The sequence below is a fragment of the Deinococcus marmoris DSM 12784 genome (assembly GCF_000701405.1).
Classification (GTDB): Bacteria; Deinococcota; Deinococci; order Deinococcales; family Deinococcaceae; genus Deinococcus; species Deinococcus marmoris.
On record NZ_JNIV01000062.1, the window covers coordinates 1 to 16883 of the forward strand.

General features: G+C 63.8%; 16 protein-coding genes. 4 read left to right on the forward strand and 12 right to left on the reverse strand.

Going from position 1 to position 16883, the window contains the following annotated elements; translation table 11 throughout:
• The first annotated feature begins 628 nt into the window (after positions 1-628).
• The 4 genes from Q319_RS0114565 to Q319_RS0114580 all read left to right on the forward strand — a co-directional run bounded on the left by Q319_RS0114565 (position 629) and on the right by Q319_RS0114580 (position 6254).
• A complete protein-coding gene (locus Q319_RS0114565) occupies positions 629-1354 on the forward strand; it encodes a phospholipase A2 (RefSeq protein ID WP_051655409.1) in 726 nt (241 codons plus the stop codon).
• Between the two features lie 205 nt (positions 1355-1559).
• The gene (locus Q319_RS0114570) at positions 1560-2906 is read left to right on the forward strand and encodes a sensor histidine kinase (protein WP_156039363.1); all 1347 of its coding nucleotides are present in this window, start codon (positions 1560-1562) and stop codon (positions 2904-2906) included.
• Entirely contained in the window at positions 2903-3562 is a 660-nt protein-coding gene (locus tag Q319_RS0114575) for a response regulator (protein WP_029483212.1), read from the forward strand. Before Q319_RS0114570 ends, Q319_RS0114575 begins: the two co-directional genes overlap by 4 nt.
• Positions 3563-4481: 919 nt before the next feature.
• Positions 4482-6254, forward strand: coding sequence for a phosphodiester glycosidase family protein (locus tag Q319_RS0114580; protein ID WP_029483213.1), 1773 nt, complete (start codon positions 4482-4484; stop codon positions 6252-6254).
• A gap of 322 nt (positions 6255-6576) precedes the next feature.
• Here the strand turns inward: Q319_RS0114580 and Q319_RS0114590 are convergent, their stop codons facing one another.
• From Q319_RS0114590 to Q319_RS0114650, 12 genes are all read right to left on the reverse strand, one after another.
• Positions 6577-7806, reverse strand: a complete 1230-nt coding sequence (locus Q319_RS0114590) for a DUF790 family protein (RefSeq protein ID WP_029483215.1) — start codon at positions 7804-7806, stop codon at positions 6577-6579.
• Positions 7793-9190, reverse strand: a complete 1398-nt coding sequence (locus tag Q319_RS0114595; protein WP_029483216.1) for a DEAD/DEAH box helicase family protein — start codon at positions 9188-9190, stop codon at positions 7793-7795. The genes Q319_RS0114590 and Q319_RS0114595 overlap by 14 nt, the downstream gene beginning before the upstream one ends.
• Positions 9191-9241: 51 nt before the next feature.
• On the reverse strand, positions 9242-10279 hold the full coding sequence (locus Q319_RS0114600) for an excalibur calcium-binding domain-containing protein (protein WP_029483217.1): 1038 nt from the start codon (positions 10277-10279) through the stop codon (positions 9242-9244).
• Positions 10276-10560, reverse strand: a complete 285-nt coding sequence (locus Q319_RS0114605; protein ID WP_029483218.1) for a DUF3006 domain-containing protein — start codon at positions 10558-10560, stop codon at positions 10276-10278. The genes Q319_RS0114600 and Q319_RS0114605 overlap by 4 nt, the downstream gene beginning before the upstream one ends.
• An 8-nt stretch (positions 10561-10568) precedes the next feature.
• On the reverse strand, positions 10569-11324 hold the full coding sequence (locus Q319_RS0114610; protein WP_029483219.1) for an SDR family NAD(P)-dependent oxidoreductase: 756 nt from the start codon (positions 11322-11324) through the stop codon (positions 10569-10571).
• Positions 11325-11503: 179 nt separating this feature from the next.
• A complete protein-coding gene (locus Q319_RS0114615) occupies positions 11504-12025 on the reverse strand; it encodes a hypothetical protein (RefSeq protein ID WP_034415252.1) in 522 nt (173 codons plus the stop codon).
• 235 nt (positions 12026-12260) lie between these two features.
• A complete protein-coding gene (locus tag Q319_RS25620) occupies positions 12261-13742 on the reverse strand; it encodes a GGDEF domain-containing protein (protein WP_051655411.1) in 1482 nt (493 codons plus the stop codon).
• A gap of 227 nt (positions 13743-13969) precedes the next feature.
• Positions 13970-14299, reverse strand: a complete 330-nt coding sequence (locus Q319_RS0114630; protein WP_245619259.1) for a hypothetical protein — start codon at positions 14297-14299, stop codon at positions 13970-13972.
• Positions 14300-14331: 32 nt separating this feature from the next.
• On the reverse strand, positions 14332-15282 hold the full coding sequence (locus tag Q319_RS25625; protein ID WP_162178659.1) for a bifunctional DNA primase/polymerase: 951 nt from the start codon (positions 15280-15282) through the stop codon (positions 14332-14334).
• A gap of 32 nt (positions 15283-15314) precedes the next feature.
• The gene (locus Q319_RS0114640; RefSeq protein WP_029483224.1) at positions 15315-15563 is read right to left on the reverse strand and encodes a hypothetical protein; all 249 of its coding nucleotides are present in this window, start codon (positions 15561-15563) and stop codon (positions 15315-15317) included.
• Complete coding sequence (locus Q319_RS0114645) at positions 15553-16164, reverse strand: ParA family protein (protein WP_029483225.1); 612 nt, start codon at positions 16162-16164, stop codon at positions 15553-15555. Before Q319_RS0114645 ends, Q319_RS0114640 begins: the two co-directional genes overlap by 11 nt.
• Before the next feature lie 69 nt (positions 16165-16233).
• Positions 16234-16881 carry an ATPase gene (locus tag Q319_RS0114650; RefSeq protein ID WP_029483226.1) on the reverse strand — a complete coding sequence of 216 codons (648 nt, stop codon included), beginning with the start codon at positions 16879-16881 and terminating at the stop codon, positions 16234-16236.
• Between the last annotated feature and the right edge of the window lie 2 nt (positions 16882-16883).

Sequence of the window (16883 nt, forward strand, 5' to 3'; positions counted from 1 at the left end):
GATCATCCCTGGACGATGGAAGAACTCCTCTTATTTCGGTTGCCGCCTCCTCAAGCCGCTTGACCACGACTCCACGCCGTTCTGTGGTCCTACCCAGACGAGCAGCGCCTCAAACTAAGGGGGTCAACTTCGTAGACCACGCCGCCCACGCGCTGGCCCTGGCCTCCTGATCGCAGCCAGGAGGTACGCTGCTCCAGGCTGAGGGCGTCGTCGGCGTTCCCATGATCCGCTGCGTGCATCTGGGTCAGAGCACCGACCAGTGCTGTGAATGTGAGATTGGCAGGCCGCATGACAGGCCGTGCCTTGGGAAGGTGTGGTGGGTCAGCCCCTTGTTTGCGGCGTGGAGCATGACCAGTGACAGCTTGATGAACCCAGACTGCCCCTCTATAAATCATCGGACTAAAATGAGAAATAAGTAAATTCTCCTTTATTTTTTTGCTAACTTTCGGCAGTGGGCGAACGGGGGACAGGCGCTTAAGCTCTGTTCAGTTCCACAGTTCCGTTCTTCTCCACAGACCCTCGCGGAGGCATTGGATCACCGCCGTGGGCCGGGAAGAGGCTGCCGGACTTCACCCCAGCACCCCTTTCACCACCGAAAGGCGCGCGGTCTTCCCCAGGAGGCTCCACCATGACCAATTCCATGAAAAATTTCGGACTCGGGTATCTGCTGCTGGGCACGCTCGTCCTGACCTCCTGTGGATCGCAGGGAAACACCGCTGGGACGCCGCCCACGCCGGCAGCCACGAACGCAGGACCAGGGGCAACGACTGAACCGACGGTGGCCGAACAGATCGCCGCGTTCGCCCAGCGCCCCGAACTGCAAGACGCCGACACCCAGGCCATCCTCAAGGCGTACGCCAATGATCCGCTGCTGCTCCAGGGTCTCCAGGAGGCTTACGGCCTGCCGAACAGCGGCCTGAACGCTGAGGCGCTGGCCCTCCAGATGGGTCAGCCGGGCCTGAGCGCCCAGGCCAGCGGCAAGGCGGGCTACGCCCAGGGCGTCGCCTGGGGCAGCATTGCCTACCACGCCGCAGAAAGGCGCTCGCCCAACTACAGCGGCCTGAACTGGAACAACGACGGCTGTAGCGCCCCCCGGGGCCTGGGCCTGGGTTACAGCGATTTTTTCCGTAGCGCCTGCAACGTCCACGACTTCGGCTACCGCAACCTGCCCAAGCTGATCTCCATTCCTTACTGGCCCTACAACAAGTCCAGAACGGATTCGGCCTTCCTGGGCAACATGCGGGGGCTGTGCAACGCCAAGAGCTGGTACTCGCGTCCGGCCTGTTACGCCGCCGCTCAGGCGTATTACGAGGTGGTCAGCAGCGCGTTCGGCTGGACCAAGTGGCACCGCTAGACAACACCGGGTAGGCCGTCGGGCGGGAACAGAGTCTCATCGTTCTGTTCCCGCCTGACGGTTTGAACCGGGTGTAAAGGCGGTGGGTCCAGAGGTCCAGACCGCTTAAAGTGGGGGCGGTCCACCTCCATCCTTGCGCCCGCTCTGCCCATGGCTTCCGGCCAGGCCACCTTTTTTGGTCCTCCTCTCTGCCGAGGCCGCCACCATGACTGTTCTGCTTCCCCCGCCGGTTTCCCCACCTGACGCCTTGACGGTCTTAAAACCGCGTTTCTGGCCGCGCTGGCGTCCATCTCATGCGGGCCAGGCCGCCGCACCTCATGACCCCACCGATGATCCCTTCTCGGAAATTCGCCGGGGTGTGCGCTGGACGGGTCTGCTGCTGTGGCTGGCCCTGCTGGTGCATTCGCTGCTGGCTCCCCCCAGCCGCGAAGGACTGACCCAGGGGGAGGTGCTGCCCTGGACGCTGGTCATGCTGGGCTTCATCACCGTGTTTCTGACCGCGACTTCCCTGCCGAACCAGCCCCGGTGGCAGCGGCTGGCGCTGTACCTGGCGGCGCTGGAGTCGGTGCTGGCCCTGCTGGGCAACGCGCTGCTGGACGGCAACAGCGTCCTGGCCGGGCTGCTGCTGGTGATTGCGGCCCAGGTGGCGTTAACCCTGCCGGTGCGCTGGGCGCTGGTGTGGGTGGCGGCCCAGACCTTGGGGCTGATGGGCGTCTACCTGAGTTACTGGAATGCCCCGGACGCCTGGTCTTATGGCACCGGCTACCTGTGTTTTCAACTGTTCGCCGTCACCACCGCACAAACTGCCGTGCGGGAGGTCCGCGCACGGCGGCAGTTGGCCGTGGTGGTCAACGAACTGCGCGCCACCCGCGCCCTGCTCGCCGAGGCCAGCCGTCAGGCCGAGCGCCTTCAGATCTCGCGCGAGCTGCATGACCTGATGGGCCACCACCTGACCGCGCTGGGCATGAACTTGCAAGTTGCGCTGCACCTGCTGCCCTCCGGCCCGGCCCGCCCGCATGTGGAGCAGGCTGGAGAGCTGGGGCGCACGCTGCTGGGCGACGTGAGAACTGCCGTGCGTGGCATGCGGGAGGCCGCGCCCTGTGATGTCCAGGCCGAGATCGAGGCGCTGGCCCGCACGGCGTCCCTGCCCGTTCACCTCAACTTCTCGCCTGGCTTCAGCGTGCCGTGTCCATTGCGGTCCCAGGTGCTGTTGCGGACCGTACAGGAGGGCCTGACCAACGCCGTGCGGCACGCCGGGGCGCGGCAGGTGTGGATGGATTTTGCATGTGGTGTGAACCCGCTTGGTGGGGGCCGCCAGCTCACCCTGCACGCCCGCGACGACGGCCACGGCAGCCTCAAATTCAAGCCTGGCTGTGGATTGAACGGCATGCGTGAGCGCCTGGAAAGCGTGGGCGGCACACTGGAGGTGCGCGCGCGTCCCGGTCAACCGCTGGAACTGCTGGCGCGCCTGCCCCTGCCCGGCCCGGTTCCGGTGGAGGGGCAAGTCTTGAGCAGCGGGCCGATTTACGGCGCAGTGGGAGGCGTGTCATGATCCGAATCTGCATCGTGGAAGACCAGACCCTGGTGCGCCAGGGCCTGCGCAGCATGCTGGCACTGGCCGGGGACATGCTGGTGGTGGCCGAGGCCGAGAACGGGGAGCAGGCGCTGATCACCGTCCCGGACGCGCGGCCTGACGTGCTGCTGCTCGATTACCGGATGCCCCGCCTGGACGGCCTGGGGGTGTTGCGCGCACTCTCTGCCTCTGCACAGCTCCAGGGCCTTCCCCTGGTGCCCACCCTGATCCTGACCACCTTCGACGACGACGAACTGCTGCTGACCGCCGTGCAACTGGGCGCAAAGGGGTATCTCCTCAAGGATGTGGCGCTGCCCGTACTCCTGGAGGCCATTCGTACGGTGGCGGGCGGGGGACGCTGGCTGCAACCCACCCTGACCGATCACGTCCAGCGGGGCGTGGATGAACTGTGCCTGGACAGGGAGGCGGCGGGGGACAGGTCCATCGTGCTGACCACCCGTGAACAGGAGGTGTTGCGTCTGATGGCGGGCGGCTTCAGCAACCGTGAGATCGCCGGCCTGACCACCACCACCGAGGGGACCATCAAGGGGTACGTGTCCACCATCCTGTCCAAGATGGGCGTCCGTGACCGCACCCGCGCGGTTCTGAAAGCAGTTGAGTACCGGTTGGTTTAGGTTGGAGACAGCAGCGTGAGCTTGCATGGCAGTCGCCAGTTCTCTCTGTTCGGCCTCTGCTGGGGACCGTGGAGGTGCGCCTCAACCCACTGGGCCACCGATTCATTAAGCCTGGTACAGCGTTCTGGGAGTCGTCATAGCCGGGTATGTGCCGTCCCCTACGCTATAAAACGGCCTGCTGTTTGAATTCGGCAGTGTACTGCTGCTTCGGGGTAGTCCTATGCGTCTCCAGTCTGAGTCAGGCTGAACTCCCCCTCCACAAAACCCTAGCAAGACCAAGCAGGCATCAGAACCAGGTTCCGAGCGTTTGCAATCGCCGCTGCCCATCACATTAAATGTCCTCTGGCACCGCCCAACGCGCCGATGACAACCTTGAATTTGCTCGTCCAATCGAGATATACGGTTGCACCGACTACTCCACCGGTAGGGGACGAAAGGCAATCACCCTCTGCGCCCGCCGCTTCATCCGAACGTGCAGACAATTCTGAACCGTAACAACCCAGCTTTATGCCGCCCGTCCCTGCGGGCAAGTTTCTAAAAACCCTGCGTCCAGTCAGTATTCCGCTGCGTCCCAGTCGGCGGGCTTGAACTCCATAAACCATGCCTCCCACACGCCCGCCCTGGCCTCCTCGTGGCAGCCGAGGTCATCGGCCAGATCGTGCCTTGGTGCGGGCTGGGCGCGTCGTCGGAGGGGCTGTGGTCCAACTCAAGCAGCCGAGAGAAATTCAGCGGTCTCGGTGCGCTGGTGCAGGGTCACCGTTCAGTCACCTTGACCCCTCCTGTGCCCGCACTGCGCGGCTCCATGCCATCCCAGAGAGTTCCTTAAGCAGAACGGGAACCCCGCCGCCCCAACCTCTTCTAAGGTGTCTCTGTTCACAGTCGGCACCTGATCCTGCTCTCTCACCTGGAGGTCTCCCCCATGTCACTGTCATCTCGCCTTGTCCTGCCTCTGCTTTCCCTCACCGCCCTGCTGTCCTGTGGCCGCTCGCCCGAGGTGCAGGGCGATCCCTATGACCTGGCCCTGCTCAACGAGCAGGTGGGCAGCGTGGCCGCCCCTTATGACGCGGTCAAGGGGACAGCGGCGCAGGGGCGGGTGCGGGTCTCCTTCTTAGGCGACGCGCCAGACCTGCCCGCCATCGGCGTCCGGCAGGTGTTACTGTGCGGGACCGCCTGCACCACCGCGGGCAGCGCCGCTTCGGTCACAGCAACAGATGACGGCAGTGGCCGGGGCGTCATGTTCAGCGACGTGGCGGTGGTTCCCGGCGAGATTGACCGGATCATCGTGCAGCCAGACCCCAAGCTGGGACAGGCCGTGGCCTTCAAGACCATCCGGTTAAGTCAACCGATTGTCGTCGAGGCCGGGGAACGCAAGGAAATCTTTCTGAGCCTCAAGGCCGTCCCTGAAAACGCGTCCTCACCGATGGAGGTGTCCTTCCTCGGGGCCGCCAGCTTGCCCGCCTCCTCTACCACCGTGATGGCCTACCGCCCGGACCGGGCCACGGCGTGGCCCGCCGGGGAAGCCATGGGGCTGGCGATGGCGGCGGGCGGTTCCACGGATGCCCAGGTGTTCGGACTGGAGTTGCAAGACACTGGAGGCGTGATGCCCCGGCTGGCCGTGTGGCCGTCCATGAAGATGAACGCCCCCATGAAAGTTTCGGTCAACATCGATGACAAACGCCTGGCCCAGGACCTGACCGCCGCGGACTACCGGGTGCAACTGGCAGACGGCTCCTCGCCCAAGATGACCATGAAGGGCAACACCCTGACCTTTGAGGCCGCCAATCTGGAGTCTGCCCAGTTGGTCACAGACCGCAGTGTGGTGGAAACCAGCGATGGCCAGCGCATTGCCCTTCCGGTTCAGAATATTCCGCTGGGTGCCCAGCAACTGAGCGCACAGAACACCTCTACCTGCAAGAACAGGCTGATTTCTCGCCGCGCCGAATACGAGCAGTTCTTCACCAACGGCACCGACGCCCTGCGGATCTTCGACTGCGAGAGCGTGGCCCCCTACGTGCATATCGTACTGATCAACCGTGCCAACCGGAGCCGGACGGTGGAGTTGCCGGTCACGCCCAGCGTGGATTATCCGGGCAAATATGTGCTGCGTCCCATCACCTCGCACGCAACAGGCGCAGCGGTGGCCATCAACGGCTTCACCTGGTCCGGCGACAAGGGAACGGCCTACTCCACCGGGTACGGCACCCCGCTGGGAACATTGATTACGGCAGGGACGGTTCGCAAGACGAACTCCTCAACAGAAGCCATCCTGGGTTTCGAGCGTCAGGCGGCGGGACAGGCCAGCGGCACGTCTGCGGAGTTCTTTGTCGGCGCGAGCAGCAGCCTGAATTTCGGCACGCACAACTACAACGTGATCGGCTCAACCACGTCTGTGATCCGCAGCGGAGCCTGCAACCCGAATCAGGACGCCAGCACCCTGGAACGCTGGAGCGCTGTGGGAATCGGGCTGAACCGCATGGCCCTGGTGTCGTCCACCAGCAGCGGCACATCCACCTCGCGGGACCTGTGCAGCGTGTTCGAGGGGCTGGGGTACCTGAACGGGGCCATTCGCCTGGACGGCGGACCATCGGCGGCCATGACGTGGAATGGACAGCACATCAATCCCCTGGGCGGCATGAGCTACGGCGTTTTCGGCAACGCCCGCAACATCCTCAATGCGCTGGTCTGGAAGTGAATGGACGCCACAGCGTGGGTGTGAAGACGCCACCAGCACGGTTCAGGTGACGTAGAGGCTGCTGGGGGCGACCGCCTACCACACTCCGCAGGAGAGTTAACCCTCAAGTGTGTCGGCGGATCAGGAGGTGGGAGGGACTTGCAGCAGTGCCCAGAGACTGCTGCGGGGCAGGCGGGGTATATCCGTACCAGCGTTCCTTCGTGCGCAAACGCCACTGCTGGGCGACTGGGGAGACTTGAAGGCCGAGGCCCTGCACGGGCTGGGGCCGCTGATTGGCGCGGCCTTCTTCACCCTCGACTGGCTCGAAGGGGCGATGTAGACGTCAGGTGGTCACGGCGATCCGCTCGGCCACGGCCAACACCGCCTTCGGGTCCAGCACGCCCTTGAACCAGATCACCCGGTCTCCAAACTCCGCCGGATTGACCCCGGCCTTCTCCAGATTCAGCCGCTCGGAGACGCACACGATCAGATCCGTTCGCCCTGACTTTTTCAGCAGGGCGAACTTCTTTTTCAGGTACTCGGGCCTCCAGTAGCCCACGATCTCCATCAGCACGCTGCGCTCGCCGTCCACCAGGCGGAAGTCGGGGAGGATCACGCCGCCTGGCACCGGCACCAGGTCCACTTCCCTCTCCAGAATCCATGACGTCTCCAGCTTGGTGAAACGCTCGGCAAAACCAGACTCCAGCGCGCTGTCGTGTTCCTCTGGGGCTTTGTAGTGGCTGACATAGCCGTCCTCACTGGTGACTTGGTAAGACCATTCCTCGTCTTTCGGGTCCACCCAGGCCAGATCACGCCGGGGTTTCAAAGCGGCGCTCAGATCCCACTTCGTGACGTGCAATAACGCAGGCAGGAACTTCGCCATCGCTAATCCGTAGCGGGTGGTCCCGGAAAAGAGGCTGGTAGGACCGTCCATCGTCAGCGTGAAACCATGATCCGCGTCCCCTTCCACCGTGACCATCAGGCCAAACAGTTTCAGGTAGCGTAAAAGCTGCTTGTAGCGGGCGGGTTCGTTGCGCCGGGCGGTGATGACGAGCTGAAAGGCGCGGTAGAGCATCCCCTGGGCCTGGGCCAGATCAAAACGCTGAATCAGGTCCAGGGGGTCTAAAGGATCAAAGGCGATCAAGGTCTGCTGGTCGGGCAGATCGGCATAGAGGGCTGCCGCCACCTCTGCCGAGGTCAAAGGGGTCTCCGTGGACAGCGCCCGCGCGGCCTGCTCCAGAATGTCTTTTGTCCGCTGGCGGCTGGGGGGATGACCCTGGGCCAGCGCAAAGACCTTCTCGCGCACGGCGGGGGGGGCAAGATTGCCCCCGGCTTCAAACTCTCCCCGCTGGGCCAGCAGATGCGACAGACCGCGCAGCACCCGGAAATCGGCGCGGCCCGCCTCCAGCGCCCGCACTTCCTCGGTCAGTTCCCACTGACGTTTGCCGACATGCGTTTCAAACAGGGAGATCAGCGTTTCGGCGAGTTTCAGGTTGGTGGTGGTGGGTTTGAGCCGCCGGGGTTCGACTAAACCCGATTTCACCTTGAACATCAGCAGTTCAGTCGGAAGCATTGATGTCCTCCCAGGTGGGGGCAGACTGCTGCGGCTTCCACTGGCCCTTTCTCTGCTGGCTGACGCGCTCCTCGGAGGTGCCTTCGGTGACCACTTCGTAGAGGGTGGCCTTCTTGCCTTTGGCCTTGCGCAGAATGCGGCCCAGGCGCTGAATGTATTCACGCTCGGTGGCGGTGCCCGACAGCATCACGCCCACAGACGCTTCAGGCACGTCCACCCCCTCATTCAGCACACGGCTGGTGGTCAGGATGCGGTAGGTGCCGTCCCGGAAGCGTTCCAGTACCCCATGCCGCTCCTTGGTGGGGGTCTGGTGCGTGATGGAGGGGATCAGAAATTCACGGCTGATGCGGTACACCGTGGCGTTGTCGTCCGTGAAGATGATCGTTCGCTCATTCGGGTGGTTGGCCAGGATCTCTTCTAAAACCCGCAACTTTCCCTCGGTGCCGTAGGCCAGTGACCGGGCCTCGCGGTGCGCCAGCATGGCCGCCCGGCCCTGAGGCGAACCGCTGCTCATGATGAACTGCTTCCAGCCGTCCAGCGAACCGAGTTTGATGTTGTTCAGGCGCAGGAAATGGTTGCGCTGCCCGATGAGCCCGTCGTAGCGGGCCTGCTCTCCAGCGCTCAGGCGCACCTTGATCACCACCTCGCGGTAATCGGCCAGTGTGGTTCCGGCCAGGTCTTCAGGGGCGCAGGAATAGACCACCGGGCCGAGCAGCATATCGAGGTCTCTTTCCCGCCCGTCGCTGCGTTTCAACGTCGCGCTCAGCCCCAGCCGGTAGGGGGCCAGACTCATTTCCGCGATCACACGCGTGAAGTCGCTGGGCAGGTGGTGGCATTCGTCACAGATCAGCAGCGCGTATTTCCCGGCCAGATCCTCGGCATGGATGGCAGCGGAATCGTAGGTGGACACCAGAATGGGCGTGTCGTCATGGCTGCCCCCGCCCAGGAGGCCAATGTTGGCATCGGGAAAAGCGGCCACCAGTCCCGAATACCACTGCTGCAACAGGTCCAGCGTCGGCACGCAGATCAGCGCACTTCTGGGGGTGTCTCGCAAGGCGAGCTGGGCCACCAGCGTTTTGCCCGCCCCGGTGGGGAGTTCGACGGTCCCCCTTCTGCCTGCTTCCTTCCAGGCTTTGAGCGCGCCGAGCTGGTGGGCGTAGGGCGGCAACTCACGGGCCACCGACAGTTCGAGTTTAGCGAAGTTGGCCGCGTCGTCTTTAAAAGTCACCCCCTGTGCCCGCAACGTCTCCACGATGGCGCGGTAATGCTGCCCCCTGGCACGGTGGTTCTGGCTGCGGGCATCCCAGGTGAAGAATTCAGAGACGCAGGTGGGAACCGCTGACATCACCAGGGTTCCCCGGTCCAGGCGCAGCGGAGCGGTCATCCTGCCCATGTTAAAGGCCAGAGGCGGTGGGCATTCTTCTCAACTCGCCATTTACTCGCAGGCCCGTCCATCGCCGTCGCGGTCCAGCTTGCGGCTGTAGCCGGGCTGACCGGAGAGCAGCGGCGCTTTGCCTGCGGCGCGCACGGCGGCGCAGTTGGGATAGGTCACCGAGCTGGGGAGGGCCGGGATCACTGGGGGGGTGACCCGTGGGACGGGTTGGGGCGTCACTCGTGGGGGAGCTGCCTGGGGTGTCGTCCCCGTGCCCTTCTCGGCCATCAAGCTGTATTTGCCGCCGGGCTGCACGGTGATGGTCACCGCGCCGTTGAGATCCGTGCGGTAGATGGCTGCGCCCATGCCCTTGTAAAGAGCCAGCGCCTCCGAGGTGGGATGCCCGTAGTTGTTCGGGCCGACACTGATCACGACGTTGCTGGGCCGCACCGCTTTCAACCACGCGGGGTTGTCCCCATTCTTCGCCCCATGATGGATGCTCTTGTACACGTCGATAGGCCCGAGTTTGCTGGCCAGGTAAGCCCTCAGCCAGCCCTGCGTTTCTGCTGTCTCGCCGTCGCCCGTCATCAGCGCCCTGAACGCGCCGTATTCGATCAGCAGGCCAACGCTGTTCAGGTTCTGGTCTCCTCTGGGCATGTTCGGTGGAGGCGGTAGGACAGTGACTTTGACGCTGCCCAGGTTGATGACCTGATCTTTTGCCAGCAACCCCTGGGTCCCAGCGGCCTGAACCGCTGCCGTCAACTTGCCGAAGGTCTGCGTCGTCGCCGCAATGCCGTTGTTCAGGAAGAACCTAGGCTTGAACATCTGGACTGCTGGAATCAGTCCGGTGATGTGGTCCGCGTCGGCGTGCGAGGCGGCCACGACAGCCAGGGATTTGACGCCGTACTGAGTCAGCAGTTGCGTCATGCGTTTTTCAGACCGTCCCCCGTCGTACAGCAGGCTCTGGCCTTCAGGAGCGGTGATCAGCACGGCGTCCCCCTGCCCGACATCCAGGAAGCGGATGGTCAGCACGCCAGGGAGTGCGGTCTGGGCAATAGCTCCCCCACCCAGCAGGGCGGCCAGCATCAGGACGCGCCTCACAGGTCAAGGTCTCCGTCGGGCGCTTTAGCGTTCAGGCGGTCGAGCTGCCGCTGGCCCAGGGCGAGTCTACGGTCCGTTTCTTCGTGGTCAATCTCAAGGTCCATGTCGCCACCCTGCACGTTGATCCTGATGACATCACCTTCTTTAATCCCTCTGGGCAGGCTCGACAGCCGCCAGTCCTGCGTGGTGCCATCCGGCAGCTCCACCCGCGCCAGTTTTCCCTCAATGCCGTCAATGGTGATGTTGCTGATGCCCAACTCCTCGTGCTGCTCCGCTGCCATGCCTCACGCTAACGCACGTAGGACGCGCCGTTGATGTCCAGCGTCGCCCCGGTCATGTGCCGCACCAGCCCGGAGGCCAGGAAGACCACAGTGGCGGCCACGTCCTCGGGTGGGGCCGCGTCCCCCAGCGGGAACTCCTGGGCCAGTTCTGCGGCGTGTTCATTCAGGTACGCCTCGGCCATCTCGGTGCGGACCCAGCCCGGGGCCACCGCGTAGGCCAGGACGCCTTCATGGGCAAAGCCTCTGGCAATCGAGCGGGTCAGGGCGATCACGCCGCCTTTCGAGGCGGCGTAGTGCATGGCGTTGGGCTGGTCTCCCCGGAAGGCCGCCCGACTGGCGATATTGATGATGATGCCGCCACCCTGACCCCGGAAGTGCTGAATGGCTTCCCGGCAGGTGTCGGCCACGCTCAGCAAGTTGACCTGCAAGGTCTCTCGCCAGACGGCGGACCACGCGTCCAGGGGATCGTCCACGGTCACGGGCGGCGCGATTCCGGCGTTGTTCACCAGCACGTCGACGCGGCCCTTCCACGCGGCGGCGGCCTGGAACAACCGGACAGCCTCCCCTTCCCGCGCCAGATCACCACTCAGGAGATGAACCCGGTTAGCACCGAATTCCTCCATCAGCGCCTCACCGCCCTGTCCGCTGCGGCCCAGGTGGGCGGCCACCGACGCGCCCGCATCCAGCAGACTGCGGACACAGACTGCGCCAATGCCGCGAGAGGCCCCGGTCACAAGGACCACCTTGCCGTCAAGATTGATCATGTCTGCCAGTCAAGCATACAGACGCCCATGTCCACGCTCTATCCAGGCAGAGGGAAAAAGCCTGTATCAGACGCAGTCACCGCGCCGAGAAAAGAATCGGGGCGCATGAGTTGACAGCGGCTGCATACCACCCTATATTGAAGGAATCAAAGCGGCCTTCTGGGCCGCTTTTTCTTTGTCTACTTGAGCTTGAGCGAACCCAACGCCTTGTCAAATGCGCCCCGCTGGGCCGCTGTGGCAACGGGTCCCGTGGTGAACTGGACACTCAGCAGGTTGCGTTTGCTCACCCCATACCAGTACTGCAAGCGCACCACGGCTCCATTGGCCTTGAGGGTCAAGTCGTACACCCGCTCGGTGCCCTTGATCCCGCCCGCTGTGCGTGGACGGTCACCCACGCGCTTCAGGGTGGCCAGTCCACCCCCCGTGAGCGATTCCTCGACGCCCCCGATGAACTCCTTTAAAGCTCCAGCGTCATTGCCCTTGCTCTGATACGGGGCGTAGAACAGTTGCAGGACGGCGGACGGAGGGGTGCCGGGGGCCACCACCGTGATGCCGGGCAGGCCACCTGGGTAGGGCCGCTGTTCCCAGCCCGCAGGAACATCGGCAGTGAGCGGGGCCTGGGTGTTCTTGAGAGGGACAGCCAGCGCTGCACCTGTCAGGGCCGAGACGAGCAGAAGCGCCATGCGAATGGAGGAAGACATGAGTCAGAGCATAGAGAGAGGAGCGTCTCCAGAGACAGCTCTGGTTTGATTGAGGATTTGTCGGCGACTGCCCTGGGTCGTCGTCAGACATGCGCGCTGTTTTTCCCTGCCCCCGTGCAGTCTTATCCGGTGACCACCGAGCGGCTGCCTGACCTGATTCCCACCAAAGCTGAGTGGGACGCCCAGACCCGCGCCCACAAGATGCTGAACTGACGCGCCCACTGGCCCCCTGCTGTTATTCGAGGACGCGCACCCGGTTGCCGCCCGCCCGTTTGGCCTGATACATGCCTTCGTCGGCCCGGCGCATGTCCTCGGCCAGCGTGCCTGCCGCCTGAACCACCCCAATGCTGAGCGTCACCGGCTCCCCCAGCTCCCCTGACCCGCAGGACTGTTGGCCTTGGCGTTCGCACCCGGCCCGCAGTCCCTCCATATCTCCGGCCAGTCCCTGACAGCCGCTGTCGATGCGGGCCACCACAAATTCATCTCCCCCCAACCGGGCCAGCAGGTCGTCTGACCGGGTGAACTGGCGCAGCCGCCGCGCCACATCCCGCAAAATCTGGTCCCCGGCTGCGTGTCCACAACGGTCATTGATGCCCTTGAAGTGGTCCAGGTCAATAAAGGCCATCACCATCGGCTGTCCCTGCTGGTGACGCAGCTCGCTCCACTGCATGAATGCCCGGCGGTTGCCCAGCCCGGTCAGGTCATCGGTCAGGCTAAGTTCACTGGCCTCGCGGTGAAGGACTTCCAGTGCAGCAGTCCGCTTCCACAGTTCTGCGGCAACGCGCTGGGTGTCTTCCAGACGGGCCAGCACCTCCAGTGCCTTGAGCTGGGTGGTGCGTTCCTGGTCATGGCGGCAGCGCACCGCCTCAAGCAGTTCACGCATGGTCAGGTACGCCTCGTCCGGCTGCCCGGCGCGGTGGTGGGCCTGCGCCCGGACATCCAGGTAATCGTCCAGCATGTCCTGCCGGGTATCAACCCAGGCTTGCAGGGTCTTGAGCAGCGCCAGGGCCATATGGGCATTGCCGTGCTGGACCTCCAGTTTGGCGCGGAAGAACTGGAGCGTGCGCAGACTGTCTATCGGCAATTCTGGCTGAGAGGCCTCAGCGTCCAGCGAAAGGCAGCGGGCCTCCTGAAGCTGCCCTGCCCCGGCCAGCCGCAAAGCCTGTTGAGACATGACCCCCACCCAGTACGGCCAGGCCTGGGTCTGGTGCAACAGCTCCACGGCATGTGCCAGGAGCGCGTCGCTTCTGGGGACATCACCCAGCTCGTGGTAGGCCACGCTGAGATTGAAAGCCGACAGGCCCAGTCCTGCGCGGTGGACCATCCCCGCCGATTGAAAGACGTCATAGGCCATCTGATAGCGTTGCCGCGCGCCATCTGGATCGTCCCAGATCAGCAGCACGCCGATATCGTTGTGGGCCAGCCCCTGCATCTCGGCGTCCCCCACGGCCCGGCCCCACAGAAGTTGCTGCTCAAAACAGGCCAGCGCCTGCTGTCCCTGTCCCAACCCCAGCAGCACATCGCCCTGGACGCCCACGGCCCGCGCGTGCCAGACGGTGGGGGCATGTGGGAGCCACTGCGCTGTGGCCACGGTCAGCGCCTCAAGCGCTGCGTCGTGAGCGCCTGCACGCCAGGCCAGATAAGCCTGAATCACGCGGGCTTCAGGCGCGGGCAGGTGGGCCTCAGCCAGCACCCGCGCCACGGCTGGTGAACTCATCCGCAGCCTCCAGGCCTGTTCGAGGTCGTCATGCGCCGCCGTCATCGTTCTATTAAACCCTGGCCACACTGACCGGAATCTCTCTGTGGAAGAGAGTGCCAGTTCAAGCCTTCAGGTGGTGAGCGTGTTCTGGGGACGGCTACTGCGCCGCCCTGGCTGAGGGGGTCAAGGGATGGTCCGGCAGGGCCAGACCACGTCAGAGTGTCCAATGCCTGGTGTGGATTGAGTTAGACCGTCTGTTCCTCGGTCTTGGACGCGAGATAAAGGGCGTGGCGGTCCGTCATCAGAGCGATATTTTCCAGTGGTGCGCCGTCCAGATCCCCGGCCTTGACCAGCTCCTTAACCCGCCTGTTGTCAATTCGGGCCGCTTCAAAGGTGGCCGCGTCCCCGTAGACCTCGCGGAAACGGTCTACCGGGTATGTCGGGGTACGGGTGGTTTGCAGGCGGGCGCGGCACAGCTCACACTCTGGCCGCGCCCCGCTCAGCCTGGCCCCTTTGATCTCCATACCCAGGACGTCTTTCTCGGCCTGCAAGCCCAGGGGGGTGTCTCTCAGCATGGCGTAACGCTCCAACTTCTCGTCAAGGGTGGTCAGGAGTACGTCTCCTCCCGCTTCGTCCAGCGGTCTTTCTTGGGGTAGGTAAAGGCGCTGGCAACGGCTTTCTGGGCCTCGTCTAAAGTGAAGGGCGTCTGCTTCACGCCTTGCACCATGTCCGTGTATTCCCCAGCAGCATGCAGGGCTTCGCCCACGCTGTAGTCGTTGGCGTTAGCCCACAGCCCCAGCATGAATGCCCCCTTGTTCCGGCTGTCCGCCGCATAGTCGGCGGCCCGGTCCAGCATCAGGAACATGGGGCAGCGTTCCTCGTCGGCGTAGAAGAGCTGGGAGCTGGGCCGCTCGGCGCTCCTGGGTTCCTGCGGTGCGGGTGGGGTCAGGCCCAACGCCTGCCGCAACCGGTAGGTCTCCCCTGCCACCGTGACAGTCTCCGGCACCTCCTCAATCCTGAGCCGCGGGCGCTGATCGGTACGGCTGTAGAAGCCCTGGCGGTTGCGGCTGGGCGGGAACATGATGTAGCCACCGTCGCCCCGCACGTCAAAGCCGGGGGGCAGGGTCTTCTTGTTCTTGCTAGCGTTGGACTGCACATACCAGCCGGGATGATGCAGATAGAGGTGTGCGCCGCCGCTGGGTGAGATGACGTGCGGTTTCCACCCCAGCTCGCGCATCAGGGGGAGGCCCTCCGGGTCCACATCAATGACGACAAAGCCACTCAGCTCGCCTGTGACCATGCCGAGGCCGCGTGCGCGGACCTGCCTGTACCAGATGTTGAGATCTTGAGCCGTGGGAAGCTGGGTTTGCATGGGCTTCCAGCTGGCCCGGAGTTCGCCGTCGCCATTCAAGGAGGTGTGGCCGGAGGCGATCAGGGCCTGCTTGTGCGGCTCTTTGGCCCCCTGGCTGACGCCTCCACCTGTCGGAATGACGCTGATGCCCTGGCGCACCAGATGGCAAGCAGTCTCGTAGACCCGTTCGGCTTCATCGTCGTACAAAGCTTTCACCTTTTCGTGCTTTCACGAAAACACTATTTCAGGAGATCACTATGGCTCCGGCGCAGGTAGTCCGTCACCGCCTCTTCGAGAAGCTGGTACTGCTTGCGCTGTTCCCTGGCGCTCGCCTGCTTGAGCGCAATTTTGAGATCCCGGTGCATCTGGGTGGACAGACTTTCCAGCACGTTTTCAACTTCTGGCCTGCCAACCTTTGGAGGGGCTGTCAGTTCAGGCGAGGGCTTCAGCACCTGCAACTGTTCAAAGCGGCTCTTCTTAACGGACATACGACAGCGCCTCCCGCATGACCGACTGGTATTCCAGCGCCACGGTCCGGGCATACCGGTTCTGGGTGTACGCCTCCAGGGGGATGCGCTGCTCGGCGGCGTCGCCCACCGCCGTCGATTTCCTGACCATGCTGGTGAAGACGGGAATGCCGCTCTCGGCGAGATGTTCGCGCAGCTCCTCGCCCCGGCCTCCTTCATTGACCACGACCAAAACCCGGAAGTTCTGAATCCCAGCGTCCACCAGTGGACTGAGGGTGTTGGCCAGTCCAGTGGCCGAGACCCCTTCAGGGCGGGTCGGGACGATCAGCAGGTTGCTGGCACGGGCCAGGCTGACCAGATCGTGTCCCTGCTCGTTGCCCTTGCTATCAATCACCACGTACTCATAGCCTTTCATCCGTTTGGCAGCGTCCTCGCCGTAACGGGCCACGTCAAAGGACCACGCTGGGTTATCGCTGCTGCGCCAGGCCACCGCGCACTGCAATTCCTGATCGGCGTCAAGCAGCAGCGTCTTCCCCTTCCTGCCGAGTCCCTGAGCGATCTGAATGGCCGTGGTGGTCTTGCCCACACCGCCTTTCATGTTGGCGACACTGAAAATTTCCATGCCTCATTCTAGTGCTTTCACTAAAAAAAGAAAACGCGAATTCATGGAAAAGTGATTTCATGAAGATGGTTAGGATTCCAGGTCACGCTGGACATGCGGGCTGAATTGCCGCGTGACGGCGTGTGAACGCCCGATGCTCTCAGCGGTCTGCATCTGCGGGAATTTACTTTCAAGGGCGGCTCTGATGTGGTGTGGCAACTGCGGCGTCACGGTGAGCTGTCCCGCGTGCATGGCTCCTACCATCACGAAGTCGCTGCTCTTTTCAGCGGAGACGTACAGGGCCGCAACGTCCGCCCGCTTTATGGCTTCAGGCAAGTTTTCCAGCACGCGGGGAAGGCGGCGCTCCAGATCCCGGTCCGAGATGTTGTGTCCGCCCTGCAACACTCGGTTGTCGATCCTGAGCCGGGTGTCCTCGCCAGGGTGAGGGATGATAAAAGCCAGATGCACGTCGTACCCCTGCGCTCTGGCCCGGTCCATCAGCGTGAGAGGCTGCCTTGCCGAGAGCGTGGTCTCCACGCCAAAACTCTGACCCTGGGCCAGCGCCTCCTCCTGGGCCTGAAGTGCGGCCCTGGCCCCTCCTACGTTTGCGGCGTTGTTGAAGCCCTGCCCCCGCGCCTCGGTCAGTTGATCGGGGTCGATGGTCCGCAGTTTGCGGGCCTTGACCAGTGTACTTTTCCCGGCCCCATTCTCTCCAGCAATCACCGTCAGCGTAGGCACCG